This window comes from Fodinibius sp. AD559 (genome assembly GCF_052712805.1).
This window is the reverse complement of record NZ_JBQPVW010000004.1, coordinates 241,240-265,254: the sequence shown is the minus strand read 5'-3', so window position 1 is coordinate 265,254 and position 24,015 is coordinate 241,240. Positions and strand designations below refer to the sequence as shown.

Below are 24,015 nucleotides of genomic sequence, written 5' to 3'. Positions count from 1 at the left end.
AATCATATTACTTGCATCATTTTACTGTGGCTTTCGTATATTTATTGCCTTAAAATTATTAACCAAACATCATCAATATGAATATTAAGGCCCTCATCGGATTAGGCGTTGCTGCTTTGTTAGTTTTTATCGGAATTGGAAAATACAACACCCTTGTTGAACAAGAACAGAACGTAGAGCAATCTTGGGCACAAGTTGAAAATCAATACCAGCGGCGAGCCGACTTAGTCCCCAACTTAGTCAACACTGTAAAAGGAGCAGCAGATTTTGAGCAGGAAACACTCACCGAAGTTACTGAAGCACGCAGCAGAGCCAGTTCAATTCAAATATCAGCTGATGATCTTAACAATCCACAAAAGATCCAGCAGTTCCAGCAGGCTCAACAGCAGCTCTCGGGAGCCTTGTCGAGAATGCTTGTAACAGTCGAAAAATATCCTGAATTAAAAGCCAACCAGAACTTTCGGGACCTACAGGTTCAACTGGAAGGTACAGAAAATCGTATTGCTACCGAGCGCCAGCGTTTTAATGAGACGGTCCAAAGCTATAACACTACTGTAATGCGATTTCCAAATAATCTTTTTGCCGGTATTTTCGGATTTGATCAGAAAGCCTATTTTGAAGCTGATAAAGGTGCCGAGGAAGTTCCGGAAGTTAATTTTTAATTGTAAATCTTTCATTTTATGCCTGCCAGACAGTTTTTAACGGAGGACGAAGAAGAACAAATTGTAGATGCAATCAACGCCGCTGAACAAAAAACATCCGGTGAAGTTCGCGTGCATATTGAACACCATTGTGCTAACAATGCGTTAGACCGTGCAGACCATGTTTTTCATGATTTGGGTATGGACGAAACCAAGCTTCAAAATGGAGTACTGATTTATATTGCCACTGAAGACCATAAAGCGGCTGTTTATGCTGGCAAAGGCATCCACCGCGAAGTAGAAGACGGCTTTTGGAATGACGTTCTACAGATCTTAATCAATCACTTTAAGAAAGAAGAATTCGAAGAGGGAATCGAAGAAGCGGTCTACAAAGTTGGCAATAAGCTGGAGGAACTCTTCCCCTATCATCAGAAGGGAGATCTCGAAGAGCTGTCAAACGACATAAGCTTTCACGACAACAAAAATTAGGATTTAATTTTTAGCACAGCCTCTATGTTTTCCATCAAACGCACAACATCTATTACAACTTTTCTAATCGTACTTTTCCTGTTGCCCAATCTAATGTTGGCTCAGGATCTGCCCTCCAAACCGGTAGGTCACGTCAATGATTTTGCCAAAATGCTTACATCGGGTGAACGACAACAGCTCGAACAAAAATTACGTAATTATAGAGATACCACAACAACGGTAATCTCTATTGCTACGCTCGATAACTTAGGTGGAATTTCTATTGAAGAAGCCGCAACCACCCTTTTTAATGATTGGAAAATGTGGGAAGATAATAAGGATAATGGGGTACTTATCCTTATTGCTCAACAGGAGCGAAAGATGCGCATTGAGGTTGGCTACGGACTCGAAGGAGCTATTCCCGATGTGATGGCCGGACGTATTATCAGAGAAATTTTAACTCCCAGCTTTAAAAATTCTAATTATTACGGGGGATTAGATCGAGCTACTTCAGCGCTCATTCAGCTTGCCAGCGGAGAATTTGAAGGTCAATTAGCAAATAACCAATCATCTGACAGCGGTGGCACCGCTGACTTTATTATTTTTATGCTCTTTCTGTTTTTTGTCTTTTATGCTTCTTCTCGTGGTGGTGGAAAAGGGGGCCGTAAAGGCAAAAGGCGTCGTACACTTGGCCCGGGCGGATTTATCTTCCTCGGCGGTGGAGGCGGTTTCGGGGGCAGCTCTTCCGGTGGAGGATTTGGCGGATTTAGCGGCGGTGGCGGATTCGGTTCCGGCGGTGGCGGCGCCAGTGGTGGATGGTGAAATATTTAAGACAAGACCTTAATCTAAAAGTCCCGCACTTAAAAAGTGGAGGGCTTTTAGAATTTTAACCCGTCGCCGGCTCAATCTTAGCCAATGCTTGTTTTAAATCAGCAATAATATCATCAATCTTTTCAATACCAACAGCTAATCGGACCAACCCATCAGTAATACCCGCTTGCAAACGCAACTCTTCATCCATCACCGAATGCGTCATTGAAGCTGGATGCTGAATAAGCGTATCGGCCGTGCCTAAGCTGACGGCCAGCGTACAAAGTTCAACATTTTCCATTAGCTGAACACCAGCTTCAAAACCGCCTTCAAGTTCAAAACTTAATACCCCTCCATACCCGCCATCGAACATGTCAGAAGTTAAATTGTAGTCTGGATGTGATTGCAGTCCCGGATAAAATACTTTATTAACACCTTCGTGCTGGTCCAGATACTCTGCAACCCCCATCGTATTTTCGGCATGACGCTCCATCCTCAGGTTGAAGGTTTTTAAGCCATTTAGTAGCAACCAAGATTCAAAAGGACTCATCACACCCCCCAGATTTTTGCGGTAGGTTGCTAAGTTAAACTCTTCAAGAAGAGTATTCCGACCAACTACTGCCCCGCCAATCAACGTACCATGACCATTTAAGTACTTTGTCGCTGAATGTACCACCACATCTGCTCCATGCTCCAGTGGACGTACGTGGTATGGGGTACCAAAAGTATTATCAACAATAAAAGTTACATTATAAGCTTCAGCCAAATCAGCAATTGCCGATATGTTAACGACCTCCATTGTTGGATTGGCTATCGTTTCAGCATAAATCACCTTTACCTCCGGATTCTCCTTCAAGGCTTTATCCAAAGCATCGAGATCATTCAAATCCAAAAAGTGCGTATCAATACCCAACTCAGGGGCTTCCTCTTTTAGAAACTGTCCGGTACACCCATAAAGTGCAGGTTGTGCCACTACTGTCCCTTGCTTTGCCATCGCAATTAAGGCTGTACTGATTGCCGCCATTCCACTACTAAATGCCAGAGCAGATATATCATCACTATCCGGCAGATCAGAACCTTCCAACCGAGCAAGTATAGCTTCCAATCTATCTACGGTCGGATTTCCTAACCTCGAATATGAATGTGTGGCCCCGCCCTCTTCTTGGGCAAAAAATTTGCGTCCGTCTTCTACGGAATCAAATTGAAATGTTGAAGTCTGGTAAATCGGCATCACATGCGAACCGAATGGATCGTTTTTTGGATGATCGGCATGTACAGTTTCACTTTCAATACTAAATTTAGATTTATTCATTGTCCTGATCCTCGTCTATTGGAAGGTGATGATTTTCTTTTTTTGTAGACAATACAATATTACTGTAGATACGCTCAATTCCCGGCAGCCGTGTTAATTTATCATGCATGAAATTTTCATAGGCCGACATATCTTCAACCACAATCTTCAACAAAAAGTCAGAGTCCCCGGTTATATGATAGCAGGCCTGTATCTCTGGCATCTCTTCAATACGATCACAAACTTCGTCCAAGGTATGCATCTGGTGGACTGCTAACCGAAGTGAACAAAATACGACCAAACTTTTCCCAATCGCTTCCTCATCTACGCGAGCACCATATCCCTTAATAATACCCTCCCGCTCCAAGCGCTTTACACGCTCTAAAGTAGGCGTTGTAGTAAGGCCAACCTTTTCGGCTAATTTATTATTCGTTATACGTCCGTCTTGCTGCAGAATGGTTAAAATCTTTCTATCAATATTATCTAAATTATAATCCTTCATATTATATTAAACTGTATTTAAGCTTATAAAAAGAACAATACACTATATATACTATATTATATAGATTAAATAACTACTTATCTTTGATTTAATCAATATAAATTACTGCAATAAAAAAGCCCCGCCAATTAGATAGATTGACGAGGCTAATAACAATCAAGTAAGTTTACTACAACTGCTAACCGGCTATATTTTCAGCCTCAGCACTGTCTTCGAGTTTTGGAGTTGAAGGCGTCAGGTTTTCATATTCCTCGAGTGTAAACTCATCCACCTGTACCATATCAATTCGTGCATCTTCGGCTTTGCGCAGTAATTCTGCTTCATCCTTATCAATGATATCTTTTTCTACCGCCTGATCAATGACAAAGCGTGCCTGGGTTTTAGGCAGCTCTTTTTTCTTCGTCGCTTTATAGATCTTCTTATAAACCGGAGCAGCTTCCTCAGAAAGTTTAAATGCGTACTCGTAACGACCGAGCGCCTCCTCTTTATCATCAGGAAGATAAATTCCGTCCGTAATACGATCGCGCTGTTCACTGCGCTCTTGCATCGCTTGGGCAACTTTGTGTCCCAGCTTATCTGAAGGCATGCTGCTGATCCGATTCATCCGTGACCAAAGTGCAATAGGCCCACGAAATAACCAGCTGAGCCCCGGTACTTGGATTTCACGATATATGGCATCGAAGGCTTCCTGGATCTGAGCAAAAGCATAATCCATTGACCATTCAAAAAAGATACGATCTTCTTCGCGTTGTCCTTCTGCATCATATCTTCGCAGCGTTGCCGTAGCGAGATACATCCAGCTTAAGATATCAGCAAACCGACCACTTATCTTCTCCTTAATTTTAAGTCCACCTCCATATGAACCCAGCGCAATATCAGCTAAGAAAGCAAATGAGGCAGATGCCCATGATAACTTCTTATAATATTTTTTAGCCGGTCCGCCAACCGGTGAAGAGGCAATCGCTCCTCTTGTAATACTCATCAATAAGGCACGTGCCTTATTTCGCCCAACGTGACCAATATGCTTCCAGAACACGTCATCAAAAGCTTTTACATCACCGCGAGTTAATGCGTCAATTTCATCATAGGCATAGGGATGACAACGAATAGCTCCCTGTCCAAAGATCATCAGACTTCGAGTCAGAATATTTGCTCCTTCGACCGTGATGGCTATAGGCAGTGAAATATATCCGTGTGCAAAAATATTACGGGGACCACGTGATATTCCGGCACCACCCTGTATATCCATCGCATCATTAATAATTTGACGCCCCAATTCTGTAAAGTTGTACTTGGCGATAGCCGTTACCACCGAAGGTTTTTCTCCGATGTCTAAGCCAGCACAGGTATAACGTCGCGCGGCATCCATCAGATAGGTAAACCCACCAATACGTGCCATTGGCTCTTCGATACCCTCAAATTTTCCGATGTTAATACCAAACTGTTTTCGGACAGCGGTATAGGCTCCAAGTGCTCGTGTAGCCACTTTGGCACCGCCCATGCTTTGTGCCGGAAGGGAAATACCACGTCCCACACCGAGTGATTCCATCAACATGCGCCATCCGTTACCGGCCTGTTCAGGCCCACCAATAATCTGATTGACTGATACCACGGCATCTTCCCCATCAATGGGACAGTTATAGAACGGAACCCCCAGCGGATCGTGGCGGCGTCCGAGTTTGATACCATCAGTGTCACTGGGGATCAGCGCACAGGTGATACCGGGATACTCTCCTTTTCCAAGATGGTTCTCCGGATCACGCAGTTTAAAAGCGAGACCTATCAGCGTTGAGATAGCAGCCAGAGTAATATATCGCTTGGTAAAGTTCAAGCGGATATAAAGCTCTCCGTCATCCCCTTTAAACACCTCACCTTCAGCCGTCATTGCCCCAGCATCAGATCCAGCAGTCGGTTCGGTAAGAGCGAAACAGGGCATCTCCTCACCCGTTGCCAAATTCGGCAGATATTGATCTTTTTGCTCATCAGTTCCATAGTGCATCAATAGTTCTGCCGGTCCCAATGAATTAGGAACCATCACCGTTGTTGCCAGTGGTCCGCATCGCGATGCCAGTTTCGTAACAATGGCACTGTGTGCAGAAGCAGAAAATTCGAGCCCGCCATATTTTTCAGGTATGATTAACCCGAAAAACTTATGCTCTCGCATAAATTCCCAAACTTCATCGGTAAAACCTTTACGTACAAAAACATCCCAATCACTAACCATTGAACAAAGTTCTTCAACGGGACCATCCAAAAAGGCCTGTTCTTCTTCTGTTAAATCAGGATAAGACTCATTCGCCAACCTTTTCAGGTTCGGCTTGCCCGAAAAAAGCTCGGCATCCACCCAAACATTACCGGCTTCAATAGCGGTGCGTTCGGTATCCGAGATCTGAGGCAGAAAATTCATTGCATCCAACAGCTTCATCAGCGGACCTGTAAGCAAGGTACGTCGAATGGGCTTTATATTAAAGACAACTACCAATGCCGCAAAGACTATAAAAAGCCAGGTGGGTGCCGAAAACCCCCAAAGTGCTACAAATCCGGCAATGGCCCAAACCCAAAGCGGAGTTCCCCAAAAGGCCAGTAAGGTTGCTACAACTATCATACTCACGATTACAGCCCAGAGTGGATACTGGAATAAAAATCCTAAGCTTTCATTTAAAAATTCCATAACAGTCACCTATAAATTAAATCGTACTAACTTGTTAATTTGTATGTAAAGCCGTTCGTTTCTTATATCCATCAATTACATGCTCAATGGCCTCATCGATAAATTCTTGCTGATCGATACGGGTATCCAATCGCTTTGACAAAACTACCGACATTACGCCGTGCAATTGTGCCCAAAACGTATATGCCGCCATTCGAGGTTTTTCCTCGGCAATAAGTTCGGCATTAACACCTTCCTGTAATACATTACTTACAATTTCGTAACCCTTGCGTGCTTTACGAAACTTTTCTTTGGGATATCGGGTCATTTCATCTGAACTTATCAAATAAATTATTTGATATTCCCGTTGATATTTAAGCGCAAATCGAACGTACTCGTACGCCAAAGCTTCGAGCTTTGCTATTGGACTATCAGCCTCAGATGCAGCCTGTTGAAGCTGATTATTCAGTCGTTCAATCGACTGTTCCATCAATGTGTGCACCAGATCATCTTTATTCTCAAAATGCAGATAGATGCTGGTGGCACTCATATCGATTTTACGCGCTATTTTTCGCAGAGAAAAACTACGATATCCCTCCGAAAGCAACACATTTCGTGCAGCTTCAATAATTTGTTCTTTAAGACTCAATTCCTTGGTTCCACTCATATACGTACAGGTTAACAGTGTTAACTTATGTAATTAAACATTCTTATTGGGATAAAGCAATCTCTAAAATAGATACAAATAAAAAAGCCGTGCACATTTGGGTGCACGGCTTTTTTATTGATTAATACCTAAGATTAATAAGTAGCTTCGTTTTCTTTACCATCATTATCGTTATTGGAATCATTCGTATCCATACTGTTTCCGGCAAGATCGGTAACAGCAGGATCAACGATAACGGTTTGACCGGTATTTAGGTTATTACCATTGGCCACAGTAATGACAACATTGTAATCTTCGGTAGCATTACTACTTCCATAATACGCCTCATAAGAAATATTTTCAATGGTTACGTTGACCTGATTACCATTGGTATCCTCGATGGTATAATTTGAAGGATCCTCAGCAGGTCCTTTTTCGAGCGGTTCCTCGAAAGTAACAGTTAACCGATCGTTACCACTCGTATAATTAGCCGACGTGACATCAGGCTGAATCTCATCCGAGAACGTGAGCACATTGCTGAAGTCTCCTTCTCGCAAGTTCTCACTGATAGCCCGAACTTTAAGTTTACGTTCTACTGCTTCATCCGGCGTATTACCATTTAGACCGCGAATAATGACTAATGGATCATCATATGTTGATACTACAGCAGTTTCATCCATCTTATTAAATGTGATCTGATCGCGGTCCACTACGGCTAATAATTCATAAGCGGACTCATCTCCTTTTTTCTCCCAAAATTCATATTCCTTGACATCTGCCGGAGATTCGTCAACCTCCCAACTCAGTTCAACAAAACCTTCATTATAATCTACACTGGAAGCACCATCAACAGAAAGTTGTGGGGTATGGGGCTTTGCATTGTTATTGTTGGTGGAAAAGCTAAAAAAGTCAACTTTATTTTCCTCATAATCAGAAGCACCCCATGTTAATTCATTACCAAACCTATCAACGAATTTTTCATCATCTAATGCATCATCCATCTCTAATTCGTATTCGGTAGCATCTACTAACATACCGTCATCAGGATTAACAATCAGTGTGTCCCTGTTACTTGAAAACGACACTGAAAACTCTACATCTCCCGGTGCTTTCTTAGAACCTTGATCGTTAAATTGTATATCATCCTTGATGGTACCATTACCAAACCCAAGATCAGTACGGGTATATTCATTATCTGCTACCGGACGATTAAAGGCGAACTTAAAAACCGTATCCGTCCGTATATCGGAACCAGGCGCAGGCATTACGCTTGTCAGGTAGAATGCTCCTGATTGATTTTGTTCAGAAGCCTTTATTACGCCTAAATCCAGAGTCGCATTACCTTCTGATCCGGCCGGAGTAGTATACTGTCCCGATTCAGCATCAATAACATTTGCAGGATCACTTTTGTCAATAAATTTGAAGTATACAGAAGCATCTTCTTCTACTCCTTCAAACGTAAAACTACCGTCGTCTCCGGTTTCGCCGGTAGCCACCAACATATCTGTTTCGGTACTATTATCACCGTTAATAACAGGGTTAAACACCTGATATAGTTCAACGGTAGCACCGGAGATCACTTTATCATTGAATGTGTGGGCTTTACCAGTAACTGTCACAGCCTGTTCGCTCAGCGGTATACGGATATTAGAAACCATATCAGTAGCTACAGCGCCATTGTCACCTTCTGTAGACTCAAATACAACGTTTATTTTTGCCAGATAACTATCTCTATAATTATCAAGCGAAGAAGCATCTAACCTTAACGTATAAGGGTTTCCTTCATTTGTCTTGGCATCTTTAGTTACCGGCACATCACGAAATGTAAAGCTCCCATCAGAACTTGTGGAACCTGAGAATGTTTGACTCCCTTCGTCAGTGCTATCTTCATAGACAAGCGTTACGCCTACACCCGAAAGGGGATCACCGGTAGCTTTGTCTACGACAACCCCTTGCACAGTGCCTTTTGCATTTTCAAGTTGCTCTTGTGGACTTACCGGGCTATCGTCACCACAAGAGGTGATAAGAACTCCTAATATTAATGGAATAGCCAGTAGCCAACTTAGCTTTTTAAAATTATTGTATATAGAAGTGTTATTAGCCATAGTAATCTCTCCAGTTTAATTTAACTCTCTATTGATATTAGCCTTATAGTTATGCCAACGTCTGCGTGCAAATCATAAAAAATAATCAGGGATCACTGCAAATTACAACTCAAAATGAGTTTACTTTAAATCCCAGGTTATGGGAGCAACAGGAAGCGAAAAATTGATGAATGATATGGTTCGCCCTTCTTCAAGGTGGTCTTTTTCGAAATGAGTTTGGATCGTGAGTAATTCGTCATCGGGACGCTCTTGGTAAATCTCTTCAACTACCTCATGAATCTTGCACCCCGACTGTTCTACAGATTCTTTTGTAAAGGCAAAGAGCTCATCACTATCTGTCTTAAAACGTATGGCACCTCCCTGTTTTAAGACACGCTGATAAATCTTTAGAAACTTTGGACCCGATAATCGCTTATTCCGATCGGAATAGCGAGGATACGGATCGGGAAAAGTAATCCAAATATCATCAACCTCATCAGGCCCGAAATACTCATCCAAATGATCAATATATATTCGTAAAAACCGCACATTATCCAATCCCTCTTCCAACGCTTTGTTAGCTCCTTTCCAAATGCGATGACCCTTTATATCAACACCAACAAAATTTTTATCAGGATTTCGTCGTGCCAACTCCAATGTATAAGTCCCTTTACCACAGGCCAATTCTAAGACCATTGGATTATCATTCTCAAATATATCGGAATGCCAGCGTCCCTTTGGTTTTTGTGATTTCTCATCCTGAAAGTCAGTAAGTTCCAGCGTATTCAGAAACTCTGTTACCTCCTTAAACTTTTCCAGCTTTCCTTTGCTCATCCTAAATAACGAAATGGTCTAATGTTAGAAATGCTATGTCAGGGCGCAAGCCTGAAAATATTCCATCCAGTATCTGATTTCTCATAACAGATACGGTCGTGCATACGCCCTTCTCGCCCCTGCCAAAACTCTATTCGCTGCGGACGTAATAGGAATCCACCCCAAAAGTCTGGTACTGGAATTTCCTTATTTTTAAACTTTTGTTTAATCTCCTGAAACTGTTTTTCTAACTCTTCTCTGGAGCTGACCTGGCTACTCTGCTTTGATGCCCAGGCACCCAATTTGCTTTCTCTGGGCCGCTGCTCAAAATAATCCCCTGATGCTGATCGGCTTAACCTTTCAACCTTTCCTTCTATACGAACCTGTCTTTCCAAGGGGGGCCAGTAAAAACATAAAGCAGCATGGGGATTCTCCTTCAACTCCCTACCTTTTCTACTTCCGTAATTAGTATAAAATCGGAATCCGGATTCATCTATCCCTTTGAGCAATACAATACGGGATGATGGCTTTGCCTGCTTTGTAGCTGTTGAAAGGGTCATAGCATTAACATCCAGGAGATCAGCAGAAAAGGCTTGCTTAAACCATTCGGTAAATTGATCGATGGGATTTTCGCAAACCTCAGACTTCGCCAACGCCTGCTGAGAATACTCGCGCCGTAATTCCGCTATACTTTTTTTAGATCGGCTATCTTCAGTCATTTCTTAATACTACCCATCAAAATATTCAGGAGCATTTCCTTTTTTCCACTTAATATTACAACCCAAGCTTGGCTTCTGATCTTCTTTTACTTCTTCATCAAAAAGCAGGTCAGCAGCTTCGCGAATATCATTACCCGTAACCGGCTTGTCATTACCCGGACGACTGTCATCAAATTGTCCGCGATAGACCAACTCATCATTCTCATTAAATAAAAAGAAATCAGGGGTACAGGCGGCTCTATAGGCTTTTGCAACTTCCTGAGTGCCATCATACAGATAAGGAAATGAAAATTGTTTTTCGCGAGCTAAAGAAGCCATTTTTACCGGGCTGTCATCGGGGTAATTTTCGACGTCGTTGGAACTTATTGCAACAACACCAATTCCTTTCTGCTGCAAATCTCTGGCTGTTATAACAAACTCATCCAGGATATGCTGCACAAAAGGACAGTGATTACACATAAATACTACTAATAACCCTTTGGCATTATTAAAATCATCAAGCGAAACTAATTGATTGTTTACCGTATCAAATAATTTAAAATCTGGTGCTTCTGTTCCAAGTTCCATCATTGTAGAAGGAGTATCAGACATAGCGGAAATAGTTATTTTGATTTATACTTTATATTCGGGCTGAACGTACAAAATTTAGCCCTCTTATGTTCAGTGAATATACGTGAAATGAAAGGGAATATGAATAAAAAAGCCCGATATCTGTATAACAAATCAGGGCTATAATAATTAATAAAAATCCTGTTCGCAGATATCGGGCTGAAGGTACTATCTTTAAGGCTTTTAAACGAACTTATGAGCAACATGTTGCACTTAAAACAACTTTAATTGCCCCTCTTGAGGCCGCTGAAAGTATTTCGTTGAAAGCTGTAGTTTTTTCTCGTTCAAACCCAGTCTTTCAACATTAATTTTAAACATATTTCTTATTTGACTGGCGAATTCACCCTTGCCGTGAAAACGCTCTCCAAATTCACTTTTATTTAATTTACCATCCCTGATATCACGGATCCTGCTCAGCACCTTCTCCTTGCGGTCGGGAAAATGCTGTTCGAGCCATTCTTTAAAAAGATCCTTTACCCCATGAGGTAATCTGACAATCGTATAAGCAGCCCGAGTTGCGCCAGCATCTCTTGCTCGTTCTAAAATCTGCGGACATTCATGATCGGTAAGTCCCGGAATAATGGGAGCCACATTGACGCCCACCGAAATACCCCGCTCTGCCAACTCCTCGATGGCCTTGAGTCTCCGGTTGGGCTGTGATGTCCGAGGCTCCATCACTCGGGCCAAGTCACGATCCAGTGTAGTAATTGACAGCGTTACATGAACGGCATTATACTTAGCGAGCTCTTCCAAAAGGTCGATATCGCGCGTAACCAAATAGTTTTTTGTAATTATGCCTACCGGATTACGCACCTCGGCAAAAACTTTTAGACAACTTCTCGTAATTCCCAGTTTTCTTTCTACCGGTTGGAAGGGATCGGTGACGCCGCTCAATATAATGGGTTCGGGCTTCCATTTTTGGGATGCAAATTTGGATCTCAGCTTTTCCGGAGCATCATATTTCACCATAATACGCGACTCAAAATCGAGTCCGGCCGAAAAACCCAAGAATTCGTGCGTGGGACGCGCATAACAATAAATACATCCGTGTTCACATCCTCGGTATGGGTTTAAACCATAGGTGAACGGAATATCTGGGCTGTCGTTCTTGGATAATATCTCTTTTGTATCATCAGCAATAAGCTTGGTACCTTGCGTAGGTTTTTCTCCCGTTTCCTCATCAAGTTCATAATCAATATACTTTCCCTCAAAACGATTGGCCGGGTTGTCTGAAGCACCGCGACCTCGAATGGGATTTTTATCGTTCTGATGCATGGCAACACAATCCTATTAATAATATTAATTTTCTATGCACCAATATAACATCTCTAATGACAGCATCATGTCATACAGATCCAACCATCCCAAAATTATAAAGCCCGGGCTACTACCCGGACCTTGTATTAAATTTGCATACAATGGTTATTAGCTACTGGATATATTATCAAAGTTTCGATAACTCTCTACATATATTTTTTAGATATTAGCTTTATGACTAACCAAAGAGAAAACACTTACATTTTTTTATGCCCGATAAACCGTTTTGGTATTAACAAACTCTTTAATCCCAAAATGAGATAGCTCTCGACCATAACCTGATTCTTTAATACCTCCAAATGGCAGTCGGGGATCGGATTTCACAAAATCATTAACAAAACAGCAACCGGCTTCTAACTCGTAGGCCGCAATTTCCTCAGCATGTTGCAAATCTTCGGAAAATACGGCCGCTCCCAACCCGTAATCACTGTCATTGGCTACTTTAATAGCTTCACGGGTATCTTTTACTTTAATAACTGATGCTACCGGGCCAAACAGTTCTTCCTCATAGGCAGGCATACCCTTTGAAATGTCAGTAAGAATTGTTGGCGGATAGTAAAAACCATCTTGGTCAGGAATAGATCCCCCAAGAATGCACTCTGCTCCTTTGGCAACACTTTTTTGAACTTGGTCGTGAAGATCATCCCGCAAATCTTCGCGAGCCATTGGACCCACATCAGTAGCACTGTTAAATGGATCACCGATTTTTTTCTCATTCATATGATGAAATACCGCTTCGAGGAACTCGTCATAAATATCTTCAACGACAATTAAACGCTTAGCCGCAATACAACTCTGTCCACTGTTGATAAGACGGGAAGTCACACAGGTTTCAGCAGCTTTTTCAACATCGGCATCTTCCAAAATGAGATAAGGATCACTTCCCCCAAGCTCGAGTACTGTTTTCTTTAGCACACTGCCTGCCGTTGATGCTACCGATTTACCAGCACGTGTACTCCCTGTCAATGTAACAGCTGCTATATCCGGATGTAAAATCAAGTTCTGCGTTTGATCTACATCTGCAATTACGGTACGGAAAAGGTTATCGGCAATTCCAGCCTCATGCATCAAATTTTCTATAGCCAAAGCACATCCCGTTACATTGGGCGCGTGTTTTAGGATCACCGCATTGCCCGCCATCAGGGCAGGGGCCGCAAATCGAAAAAGCTGCCAGAAAGGAAAATTCCAAGGCATAATGGCAAGAACCGTCCCCAGTGGGTTAAACGTCACATAACTTTTGCTGGCATCAGATCTAATAACTTCTTCTTCAAGAAAATCCTCGGTATTCTCTGCATAATAGTTGCAGACCCAGGCACATTTTTCGACCTCAGACTCTCCCTGTGCCAATGGTTTCCCCATCTCACGGGCCATTAATTTGGCATATTTCTCCTTATGTTCTTCCAACAACTCAGCAGCTCGCTGTAGTAATAAACTCCGTTCATAAAATGAATTACGGCGCCATTTCTCCTGAGCCGTAGCTGCATCTCTGGTAATAACATCCAATGCATCATCACTCATTTGGTCATACTTTTCGATAAGCTCTCCAGTAGCCGGATTAATCGTTTTCATAACAGCTCTTACTTAATTGTTAGTATTTTTTGTCTAAGAAACAGTTTACAAATAGCAATCCTTTGAACCAACTGTCAACAATACTTTTTGACCGTTTTATTGATGCTCTGCAACGTTGATCGCAACAGTTTTTCTTCGATAATAAGCGGTGGTGCCAGTCGCACCAATGTATTCGAATGGAGCGTCCATCCCAAAATAATACCTTTCTCCATGCACTCCTCAACCACTTGCTGAGTCAGTTTACGATCTTCCAGCTCCATTCCAAGCATCGCTCCCTCACCACGAATTTCTGTAATTCCCTCAGCAGTTAATTCTTTTCGGACAATTTGCTCAATTTTTTGGGCCTTCGCGCCGTAATCCCCAGAAAGTAATTCCGATAATGTAGCATGTGCCGCAGCACATGAGACCGGATGGCCACCAAATGTAGTTACGTGATTCAGCGGCGGATCGTGTTTAAATGATTCAAATATCTCGGATGATGATACAAAAGCACCCATCGGCATGCCTCCGCCCATGGCCTTGGCCAGACTCATAATATCGGGTACTACTTCGTATCCCCGGAAAGCAAACAGCGAACCCGTACGGTAGAACCCCGTCTGAATTTCATCAAAAATAAGCAATGCCCCTACTTCATCACAACGCTTGCGCACAGCTTTTAGCCACCCTTTCTTTGCGGGAATGATACCGCCCTCCCCCTGTATGGGTTCCATAATCACAGCTGCCGTTTCTTCATCAATGGTTTGCAATGCATCAAAACTATTAAAATCCAGAAAGTGAACGTTAGGTAACAGCGGCAGATAGGGATCACGATACACATCTCGCCCCGTAACGCTGAGTGAACCATGTGTATCTCCGTGATATCCATGATTAAATCCCACAAGTTTATGCCGGCCGGTATGTTTTTTTGCCAGCTTAAGCGCTCCTTCGTTGGCCTCAGTACCGCTATTCACGAAGTATACGCGATCCAGTGAATCAGGTAGCTGTGATGTCAACAGTTCGGCATATTTCGATTGCGGCTCCTGGATAAATTCGCCATACACCATCACATGCAAGTGACGATCAACCTGGCGCTTGACCGCTTTTACTACTTCGGGATGACGATGCCCCAAGCTGCTGACGGCAATACCGGAAATAAGATCAACATACTCTTTGCCATCGGTTGTATAGATATAAGGTCCGTTGGCATGATCCACTTCCAACCCAATAGGCGCATCGCTAGTCTGGGCAACGTGGTTATAGAAAGATTCTTTCTTATTCAAAATACGTTAGTTTACTTCTTAATTCTTTATTTAATTAAAATATTATAAGAAACAAGATAACTTTTTAATTGAGTTTATATGTCTAAGTTTTATCTTGATTATTGAACTAAAAGTCTTTTTGCATGTCAACTTTTGGCACAATTTTTAGCTTTCTTATTCTGATCACTGCTTGCGCTCCATCAAAAGATGACGTTTCTAAAAAAACTGAGAAAAAAGATACTGATTCTGTTATCACAAAATCTCACAAAGATACTATGCGGGTACAACCACCTGCTCCCTCCCTTTCTCCAGGGACAGTAAAGATAAAAGCGAATATAGAAAAAATAGAAAAAGATGGAGATGAGACAACTATTTATATTTCAGTAGCTCAAATACTCCAACGGGGTCCTTCTACTCCATCATTGCCGAAAGGAAAGACTGTTAAAGTTAATGCGACAACATTTGGAAAAAATGCAGAACAACAATTTCTCACATTAAAAGAGGGGAAACAATTCATTCTATTTGTGGGATATACTCAATCGCTTGGTAAGCAGTCCCAGAACTGGACTCTAAACAAAATTAAAACTGATTTAACAACAAAAAACGCGTCCGATGACTCGTAACTATCTAAAATATTTATTTTTCTCATCCATACTCGTATTTGGACTGTTTGCTCTTTTTTTATTTTTGCCCCAAGATTCTCCTCATAACCAAAAAGTGAAGCAAATTGAAAAACCTAACTCTAATCAAGTTGAGCGATTGGAGAAAAAAGCAGCACGGGGACAGTATTATTTTCGCATGCTTCGAAATCCGGCTACAAATAAAATTCCCGATAATGCCCGCCAGCGAGAAATACAGAAAGCTAAGCAGATTCCACCGCGCCAAAATATAGATGTTCAATTTCCCCATAAACAAAAAGGACTGCTCGATTTTCATAATTTTACTTGGGGACAGGCCGGACCTTTTGATATAGGAGGGCGAACGCGAGCAATGGCCGTGGATATCAATGATCCAAGTACTATTATTGCCGGAGGAGTTTCGGGAGGCATCTGGAAATCAACCGATGGTGGCAGCTCTTGGAACCTTAAAACAAGTGACTTTACAAACCTCAGCGTTACTTCACTGGCTCAAGATCCCACAAATCCAGACACATGGTATTATGTAACCGGTGAATTTTTGGGAAACTCAGCATCTGACCGAGGATTTACTGCTTCCTATTACGGAACCGGCGTATATCGATCTACAGATAACGGAGAAACCTGGTCTATTATTCCTTCTACTCAAGATGAGAACGCTTCATTTGATAAACCGTTTGACTTTATGAGCCGTGTTGTCATTAGCCCGGTTACGGGATCTGTATTTATTGCAAGCCATGGCTTTGGCGTATTAAAACTCAATGAATCTACCCAAGAATTTGAATTGGTTCTCGGCGGAGCTGGAGAACATCTGTACACTGATATTGTTACCAATTCCAATGGAGATCTACTTGCAGTAATCTCCGAAACAGACGCCGGCGAATCAAACCAGACCAATAATCCCGGCATCTATTTATCTACTGATGACGGTGCCAGCTGGACCAACGTTTCACCAGCCACTTTTCCCAGCACGCACCGCCGCAGTGTTGCGGCATTTGCACCTTCTGCTCCGGATACCGCCTATGTCCTAACACTCAAAGGACAAGGCGATGAAACCAATCAGGGGGTCAGTTTTCATATGATTGATATCGACCTCGGGGGAGAAACACTGCAAAAATCAGATGATCGTTCCGAACATCTTCCAAATTTCGGTGATCCTGTAGGTGATATGGAGCTTCAGGGAGGATATAATATGATGGTAGCGGTAAAACCCGACGATCCGGATTTTGTAGTCGTCGGTGGTATTAATCTATTTCGTTCTCGTGACGGATTCGCCACTAGCCCCACCGGCGGCTACGAAGAAGAGGACAAAGACGAATACTGGATAGGAGGATATGCTAAAGATAATAACGCTAGTCAATATCCCAATCATCATCCGGACCAGCACGAATTTTTCTTTGATCAAAACGATCCCGACCGGATGTGGTCGGCCCACGATGGGGGTATCAGCGTCACCGATAATCTTACAGCTACCTCGGTGAGCTGGCAAGATATGAACGAAGGCTATGTTACTACACAGTTCTATTCGGCTGCTATATCCTCAGAAATAGGTGATAATCGGGTGATGGGCGGTACACAGGATAATGGTACGCCATTTTTTCGTTTTGATAGTGAAACCAGTCAAAGCACAACTTCAAGTGATATCTCTTTTGGTGACGGAGGATATGCATACTTTACTTCATCATATCTTTTCGTATCTCGACAAAATGGAAGTATCATTCGCTATCAAAAATCTGACGGAGGTGATCCTACTAACACATTTGCTTATGTAGATCCCATTGACGTAGAAGAACAATTGTTTGTGCACCCGTATGTAGTAGATCCTAATGATGAAGGGATTATGTATTATCCGGGAGCCAGCACCGAGGGGGGGACCTGGAATATCTGGCGTAATACTCAAGCCGATGAAATTACTAATTTAAACAGTAATGGAGCTTCAGAAGGATGGGAAGAATTGGACAACCTGAACGTGCCTTCTGGATATGAAATATCGGCTCTTACTGTTTCGCGAAGTCCTGCCAATATTTTATTTTATGCCGGATCTTCTCAAAATCAACAGCCAGTTCTTTACAAACTGACAAACTCCCACGAGGCTACTTTTGGTGCCGAAGAAATATCTATACCCGATGCCGCTAATGGTGCATACATCCACGATATTGAAGTTAGTCCTACCAACGCCGATGAAATTACAGTTATAATATCGAATTATGAGGTTGAAAGCATTTATCACACACGCGACGGTGGAGAAACGTGGCAAGGAGTAGAAGGGAACCTCGGCGATAGCGGGGATTTAGGTCCCTCAGTACGCTCCTCGGCAACTATTCCGGGAGACCAAGGAAATATTTATTTTGTTGGAACCAGTACCGGTATTTACTCGACTACGAACCTCGACGGATCAAATACCAACTGGGAACAGGAGGCAACCAATGAAATTGGTTATGCGGTAGTTGAGCAGGTTAATGCTCGATATAATGATGGAACTATTGTTGCAGGTACCCATGGCTTGGGCATGTACCGCGGCTCTTTTGATGGCAGCGTTTCCCTCCCTTCAATAGCAGTTGATCCTAATGAAGGTCGGGCCGGTGAAAAAGTTACAATCACGGCGTCAAATTTCGAATTCAATCCCAATCCTGAAGATAATGAGGTGACCTTTGGTACAGTTATGGCCAATGTACTTGAGGCCACCACAAATGAATTAGTTGTTGAAGTTCCGCGTGGGGCAGCCCCACGCGACTCCGAGTCCAATACTATTCAAATAAAAGCAACTTCTGGTAATGTTAATGCGAGTCAAACTTTCACTCTATTACCACCCAACAACTTTGCTATAAAATCAAATTATCCCAATCCATTTCGCACCTCAACCACCCTGCCTTTTGATGTACCTTCTGATAGTCGAGTAACAATAGCTATCTATAATATGAATGGGCAAAAAGTTTCGGAACCTGTTTACCAGAAACAATATAATGCAGGCTCTTATAATCAGAATATTAACATATCTAAATTTGCAAGCGGAATATACATTTATCGCGTTGTTGCAAAAACCACTGGTGGTGAAACCTATATGGAATCGGATAAAATGACGTTAATAAAGTAGCTCAATAATTAGAACTAACTTAGAAAGTTTTATTAAAATCCTTCGAATTCTTTACAGTTCTGACAGTATCTCCGACCATTCAGAAAGTCGACAGAATATTGTTAGCTATTCGCTCCACTGGTTGATACGCTCGGCGAACTCCTGTTGAACTCCTTCAGTTTTATTCTCGGCATACCATTTGTGCAGTTTTCTTGCCCACTCTTCTTTGCTAATACTTTCATTTTCCTTCCATTCCATTGCTTTCTGCTGTGCCAGTTTCGGACGCGGTCCCCAAGTCCCAATTTCTTCCAACGTTTCCGCATCCAAACAAATCAGCTTGGGAATAGAACGACCGCCATTGGTTAAATACTCATCCATGAGATCCAAATTCTGATCACGCAAAATAAAGCGGATATCAATATTGTCAGTTTTTTCAGCCATCTTTACAAGGGCTGGAATATTCTGGGCCGCATCGCCGCACCATGCTTCGGTAATAACCAACCAAGTCCACTTTTGATCCAGGCTATTAAGCTTATCTACCAAAGAATCATTTAGGTCTATACGTTTATCCCAACGACTCATGCGCTGCACGTTCATCTTGGTATAATGGACCATCTCATCAGAATGGTTATCGCCCGTGGTTTTGTTTTGTTCCAGGAGTTCATCAATCATATCCCGATATTCTTCGTACGTGTACGCTTCGTCGATAGTTTTTTCCGTAATAATTTGCTCTGCTGCAATACTCATAATTTCTGTAGATGTAATTGTGTTTTGGTGTTACTTCTGTAGAGGGAAAATACCTTGAAAGTCTTACTCTAACAACAATTTGACAACCCAAGATATTCCATCCATCTGGAAATGTTTTAAGCCAATAGCCACAATTAAAAAAAACACAAAACCCAGCGAAGTACCGTATTTAATCCACATAACAGTAGCATAATCTTCGTTTGTCGTTGACAGTTTTTTCAACAGCACAAAAATGAACAATCCCACAATAACTCCTATCCCACCAAAGAGAAGGGCAAACCAAAAGTTAAATGTTCCTATAGCTAAGCCTACAAAAATAAGTCCTATCAAAAATGCCGTAACAAAGAAATACGTCACCCCCTTTGTCCCAAATCGGACGGCAAATGTTTGGTCGCCTCGCTTGCGATCTTCCTCTATTTGGTATATTTGTGATATGGGATACAGGCTCAACAGTATGAGCGTAACTCCCACGGAAGCTATTAAAACTGTAATATCAATTACTGAATTTCCCGCCGCCAAGTAGCCTAACAGTACAGAATTCAGCCCCGTACTTACGCCTATTGCCACCAAGCTTTTTATAGGATGACCTTTCCATCTTGCCAACGGTGTGGAATACAACCAAAAGAAAAGCATGCTGATCAGATAAATACTGCTGTATAACAAACCTTGAGCCACAGCAATCACCAGTCCAATTCCCTGTAAAACAAGAGAAGCACTCCACATCCACGATTGCATTTTCGGAGGATTTCGAAGTCCGCCAATCGGACCCTCATCTTTATCCCAAAAGGAGTTATAGGCTGTGGCACCGCCAAAAAGCAATAAATGCACATTGCCGAACTGAACAAGAAATGATTGCACCTCCAGATCCGGACTCAAAAACCCGCCTAACAAAAATCCGCCCGACAAAATAAATAACTGGTAATGCCAGCGCAGGTGCATCACAAAATGCCAGAGTTGCTTAGCTATTCTAATATTTTGGGATTCGGCGTTGAGCTTCATCTAAATTTACTGCTTTTTAAAAACCCATCTTACCAATTTAAGGCTTATCAATCCAACAAAAGATTGGTATTTTAAGAATTATGATTTCAACCGAGACACAAACAGCTTCCTATATCTACAAGCAATTATCGCCAGACCAATGGCGAACTCAAAAAAACGATCACTACCAAAAAATTAGTGATCTTATTGACGATTATCTGGAAAGGCGATCGCACCAGAAAAAAGATCCGGTGCTCGATTTCCTGTTTGAATATTATGCTTTTCGTCCCTCATACCTAAAACGATGGTCTCCGGGCCTGGGCATCCTGCTCATTGACGGAACTTCGCACAATTGGCAGTTCGATGAAATGGAGACAACGGATGGGGATTCTTTTTTGGACATCAGTTATTTTGATGATGATCGCATTTCCTCTGTTAAATGGATTTTGAATGTACTCGAGCAATCCTTAAGCCGAAGACCTTCGTTTGGTTGTTTTGGGATGCACGAATGGGCCATGGTATATAAAGCCGATCGGGTTCGCCATGATTATCTCTCCCTACGCATGGATAAAGATGAATTAGCTGAGTTTGTGGAATCACGTCCGCTGGTATGCACTCATTTTGATGCGTTTCGCTTCTTTACGGATGAGGCCAAACCCCAAAATAAATTTGAGCTCAATCGTGAAAAGTTCGCTGATATGGAACAGCCCGGCTGTCTGCACACCAATATGGATCTATACAAGTGGGCTTTCAAAATGTATCCGTGGATTTCCAGTACAACAATCAGAGAAGCTTTTGAGCTCGCTGTAGAGACCCGTGTTATGGATATGAAAGCCAGTCCCTATGACTTACGTGATCGCGGACTGGAGCCTATCAAGATTGAGACTGATAAGGGGCGGCGAGAGTACATGAAGAAACAAATAGCCATTTACGAAAAATCGCAGCCCATCCGCAAGCAATTGATAAGAGAATACAACCATCTACTAAAAGCTCTTTGTGACTGAAGACTTACAGATCCTGAAACCCCGAACAATCGGGACGCGGCAAGTTCAGGATCTCCTACTTTCACAACTGTCAGGGATTGCCTATTATCTATAGCGTATTGTTTTACCACAAATACAACCAATCATCTGAACAAATTTCACAGCAATGAGCGAACTCGACAATACCGATTACCAAGCCTACGAACAGGATATTAAGCTACTGGTCGATACACTTCGCAAATGCTTTAATGCTGAGAAAGCACGGTTTAGCGTAGTCGGACATCAAAATACCCTATTTATTGAAATTGAAGGTCTGGATGAGCTTTCAGGCGAAGAAATTTCTGAAGTAGCAGAACCGGTTCTTGATGAACTCGACATGGATTTTGATGAAATTTCTCTACTTCCGCTAAAGAATTAATAAAAGTTTTAAATTTTGAAAAAGGATATCATTCCTAAACGGAATCACCTATTTTCAAACATATCTTGATATGATATACACGTTTCAAATATAACTTAGGGTTCTTACTTATTATGGCAAGTGCGACAACAGATTATCAACTTAAGTGCGTGGCCAATGGCCACCTTAACTCAGAAGATGAAACAACCACCTATTGTACCCAATGCGATAGCGTTCTTCGGGTCTACTACAATGAACCCTCGGATGATATTCAGTATCCGCTACAGGAACTGAAGCCCGACCCGATGAAAACCCATCCTTCGGCTCTCAAAAAACTGGATCGCTTGTCGGAAACCTATGGTGCAGATCTCTGGGCCAAACTCGAATTCGAACATCCCACCGGCTGCTTTAAAGATCGGGGTAGTTATATTGAAGTCCAGAAAGCACTTGAACTTGACGCTGATGCCATTTGCCTTGCCTCAACTGGAAATATGGCTGCTTCGGTTGCTGCCTACGCTTGTTATTTCAAGATTCCCTGTTTTGTATTTGTACCTGAAAAAACAACAGATGCAAAAATCGCTCAGGCCACTATTTATAACGCTAATATCATCCGAATAAAGGGAGATTTTAGCACCTGTGAAGCACTTTGCCGTAAATTTGCAAAATCGGGTAACTACTACCTGGCCGGAGATTATGTTTTCCGTGAAGAAGGACAAAAATCGTTCCCTTATGAACTTCTGGAGCAGAATGGTGATGATTTCGATTACATTTTTGTCCCTGTTGGTTGCGGGACGAACTTTGGTGCTATCTGGAAAGGATTTACTGAACTTAAAGAATCGGGACAAATTTCAAAGCGACCAAAAATGATTGCTATTCAACCCGAGCAAAGTTCTCCAGTGGTTGAAGGGATCTTTAAAAAGAAAAAAATTATCAAGAAGCAGGTTAATACGATGGCACAGTCAGTAGCTGCTTCGGACCCTGTCGATTTCCACAAGGTAATGCTGGGTATTGAAGAGTCGAACGGTTCTGCATTTACCGTTACGGAAGATGAAATTCTAAATTCACTTAAAGAGATGGCCGTTGAAGAGGGACACTTTACTGAACCAGCCTGTGCCCTTCCCTTAGCAGCATTCAAAAATAATATCGATACGTTTAAGGATAAAAAATGCTTATTTATTCTCACCGGATCAGGACTTAAAGATACTAAAGTCGTTGCCAAACATTCCCTCTCCTCTCCTGTTCTTTCTCCAGACATCGATAAAGTAACCAACTATATTAAGTCTGGCTTTATCGAGATGCAGAAGGATTCATGGGGTAAGTCGCGTGATACATTTATGGCAAATCTCGAGATGGATGAAGATCACGAGAAGCTCTACAACGAATATGTCGATAAGATCAACAAACGTGGAAAAACGCTCAGTAATAATGAAATCGAAGTACTGCAATCATTAATATTCAATGAAGATCTGGACTTAGAGTATCCGGCAGAAGTGCTCGATTATAAGGTAACCATGCGTAAACATGGGCTCATTGAAGCAGCTGTTAAGTTAGACATTCAAGGTGAAGAAGTTATCTCCGAAGCAAAAGGAGTTGGCCCTATTGATGCAATCTTATCAGCCATCCGCGCCGAAACAAATTCGGTATTTCATTTAGAAGTTAAAAACCACGAAGTAGATATCCTGAGTCCCGATACCGATTCGCTGGTTGTCGTTACGTTAACTCTGGCTAATAACGATCAGGAGTGGGTATCCAAAGGTGCTTCGCCGGATACCCTTGAAGCAGTTATCCAAGCCTTTACCAAGGGTCTGGCCATTGCCATGAAATCAACGGTAACTTAATAGTAAA

The 24,015-nt window shown here is 42.2% G+C and carries 21 protein-coding genes; 8 read left to right on the top strand and 13 right to left on the bottom strand.

The window, feature by feature from the left end; all coding sequences use genetic code 11:
• Positions 1 to 77: 77 nt before the first annotated feature.
• The 3 genes from ACQ4LT_RS09310 to ACQ4LT_RS09300 are packed head-to-tail and all read left to right on the top strand — an operon-like array spanning position 78 to position 1,931.
• Positions 78 to 662, top strand: coding sequence for a LemA family protein (locus ACQ4LT_RS09310; protein ID WP_445665763.1), 585 nt, complete (start codon positions 78 to 80; stop codon positions 660 to 662).
• Between the two features lie 18 nt (positions 663 to 680).
• Positions 681 to 1,130 (top strand): TPM domain-containing protein, encoded by a 450-nt coding sequence (locus tag ACQ4LT_RS09305; protein WP_445665762.1) that lies wholly within the window; start codon positions 681 to 683, stop codon positions 1,128 to 1,130.
• 24 nt (positions 1,131 to 1,154) lie between these two features.
• Positions 1,155 to 1,931 (top strand): TPM domain-containing protein, encoded by a 777-nt coding sequence (locus tag ACQ4LT_RS09300; RefSeq protein WP_445665761.1) that lies wholly within the window; start codon positions 1,155 to 1,157, stop codon positions 1,929 to 1,931.
• A 64-nt stretch (positions 1,932 to 1,995) separates the two neighbouring features.
• Here ACQ4LT_RS09300 and ACQ4LT_RS09295 read toward each other — a convergent pair whose 3' ends face one another.
• The 11 genes from ACQ4LT_RS09295 to ACQ4LT_RS09245 form a co-directional block, all read right to left on the bottom strand.
• On the bottom strand, positions 1,996 to 3,231 hold the full coding sequence (locus tag ACQ4LT_RS09295) for a trans-sulfuration enzyme family protein (protein ID WP_445665760.1): 1,236 nt from the start codon (positions 3,229 to 3,231) through the stop codon (positions 1,996 to 1,998).
• Complete coding sequence (locus tag ACQ4LT_RS09290; protein WP_445665759.1) at positions 3,224 to 3,712, bottom strand: Lrp/AsnC family transcriptional regulator; 489 nt, start codon at positions 3,710 to 3,712, stop codon at positions 3,224 to 3,226. Before ACQ4LT_RS09290 ends, ACQ4LT_RS09295 begins: the two co-directional genes overlap by 8 nt.
• A gap of 178 nt (positions 3,713 to 3,890) precedes the next feature.
• Positions 3,891 to 6,383: an acyl-CoA dehydrogenase gene (locus tag ACQ4LT_RS09285; RefSeq protein ID WP_445665758.1), complete on the bottom strand. Its 2,493-nt coding sequence runs from the start codon at positions 6,381 to 6,383 to the stop codon at positions 3,891 to 3,893.
• Positions 6,384 to 6,417: 34 nt separating this feature from the next.
• Positions 6,418 to 7,029, bottom strand: a complete 612-nt coding sequence (locus tag ACQ4LT_RS09280) for a TetR/AcrR family transcriptional regulator (protein WP_445665757.1) — start codon at positions 7,027 to 7,029, stop codon at positions 6,418 to 6,420.
• Positions 7,030 to 7,163: 134 nt separating this feature from the next.
• The gene (locus ACQ4LT_RS09275; protein ID WP_445665756.1) at positions 7,164 to 9,113 is read right to left on the bottom strand and encodes a hypothetical protein; all 1,950 of its coding nucleotides are present in this window, start codon (positions 9,111 to 9,113) and stop codon (positions 7,164 to 7,166) included.
• A gap of 120 nt (positions 9,114 to 9,233) precedes the next feature.
• Entirely contained in the window at positions 9,234 to 9,926 is a 693-nt protein-coding gene (gene trmB / locus ACQ4LT_RS09270) for a tRNA (guanosine(46)-N7)-methyltransferase TrmB (protein ID WP_445665755.1), read from the bottom strand.
• A 38-nt stretch (positions 9,927 to 9,964) separates the two neighbouring features.
• The gene (gene pdxH / locus ACQ4LT_RS09265) at positions 9,965 to 10,624 is read right to left on the bottom strand and encodes a pyridoxamine 5'-phosphate oxidase (RefSeq protein ID WP_445665754.1); all 660 of its coding nucleotides are present in this window, start codon (positions 10,622 to 10,624) and stop codon (positions 9,965 to 9,967) included.
• Between the two features lie 9 nt (positions 10,625 to 10,633).
• Positions 10,634 to 11,215, bottom strand: a complete 582-nt coding sequence (locus ACQ4LT_RS09260; protein WP_445665753.1) for a thioredoxin family protein — start codon at positions 11,213 to 11,215, stop codon at positions 10,634 to 10,636.
• 231 nt (positions 11,216 to 11,446) lie between these two features.
• Positions 11,447 to 12,508 carry a PA0069 family radical SAM protein gene (locus ACQ4LT_RS09255; protein ID WP_445665752.1) on the bottom strand — a complete coding sequence of 354 codons (1,062 nt, stop codon included), beginning with the start codon at positions 12,506 to 12,508 and terminating at the stop codon, positions 11,447 to 11,449.
• A 249-nt stretch (positions 12,509 to 12,757) separates the two neighbouring features.
• Positions 12,758 to 14,119 (bottom strand): NAD-dependent succinate-semialdehyde dehydrogenase, encoded by a 1,362-nt coding sequence (locus ACQ4LT_RS09250; protein ID WP_445665751.1) that lies wholly within the window; start codon positions 14,117 to 14,119, stop codon positions 12,758 to 12,760.
• Positions 14,120 to 14,193: 74 nt separating this feature from the next.
• The gene (locus ACQ4LT_RS09245) at positions 14,194 to 15,378 is read right to left on the bottom strand and encodes an aspartate aminotransferase family protein (RefSeq protein WP_445665750.1); all 1,185 of its coding nucleotides are present in this window, start codon (positions 15,376 to 15,378) and stop codon (positions 14,194 to 14,196) included.
• Positions 15,379 to 15,500: 122 nt separating this feature from the next.
• Between ACQ4LT_RS09245 and ACQ4LT_RS09240 the strand changes: the two genes are divergently transcribed.
• Positions 15,501 to 15,980 (top strand): hypothetical protein, encoded by a 480-nt coding sequence (locus ACQ4LT_RS09240; protein ID WP_445665749.1) that lies wholly within the window; start codon positions 15,501 to 15,503, stop codon positions 15,978 to 15,980.
• The gene (locus tag ACQ4LT_RS09235; protein WP_445665748.1) at positions 15,970 to 19,086 is read left to right on the top strand and encodes a T9SS type A sorting domain-containing protein; all 3,117 of its coding nucleotides are present in this window, start codon (positions 15,970 to 15,972) and stop codon (positions 19,084 to 19,086) included. The genes ACQ4LT_RS09240 and ACQ4LT_RS09235 overlap by 11 nt, the downstream gene beginning before the upstream one ends.
• 105 nt (positions 19,087 to 19,191) lie before the next feature.
• Here the strand turns inward: ACQ4LT_RS09235 and ACQ4LT_RS09230 are convergent, their stop codons facing one another.
• Complete coding sequence (locus ACQ4LT_RS09230) at positions 19,192 to 19,812, bottom strand: thioredoxin family protein (RefSeq protein WP_445665747.1); 621 nt, start codon at positions 19,810 to 19,812, stop codon at positions 19,192 to 19,194.
• A gap of 63 nt (positions 19,813 to 19,875) precedes the next feature.
• On the bottom strand, positions 19,876 to 20,811 hold the full coding sequence (locus tag ACQ4LT_RS09225) for a UbiA family prenyltransferase (protein WP_445665746.1): 936 nt from the start codon (positions 20,809 to 20,811) through the stop codon (positions 19,876 to 19,878).
• 80 nt (positions 20,812 to 20,891) lie between these two features.
• Here ACQ4LT_RS09225 and ACQ4LT_RS09220 point away from each other — a divergent pair, with 80 nt between their 5' ends.
• From ACQ4LT_RS09220 to thrC, 3 genes are all read left to right on the top strand, one after another.
• Positions 20,892 to 21,794, top strand: coding sequence for a 3-methyladenine DNA glycosylase (locus ACQ4LT_RS09220; RefSeq protein WP_445665745.1), 903 nt, complete (start codon positions 20,892 to 20,894; stop codon positions 21,792 to 21,794).
• Positions 21,795 to 21,939: 145 nt separating this feature from the next.
• Positions 21,940 to 22,191, top strand: coding sequence for a hypothetical protein (locus ACQ4LT_RS09215; RefSeq protein ID WP_445665744.1), 252 nt, complete (start codon positions 21,940 to 21,942; stop codon positions 22,189 to 22,191).
• Between the two features lie 113 nt (positions 22,192 to 22,304).
• Positions 22,305 to 24,008: a threonine synthase gene (gene thrC, locus ACQ4LT_RS09210; RefSeq protein WP_445665743.1), complete on the top strand. Its 1,704-nt coding sequence runs from the start codon at positions 22,305 to 22,307 to the stop codon at positions 24,006 to 24,008.
• Positions 24,009 to 24,015: the final 7 nt, after the last annotated feature.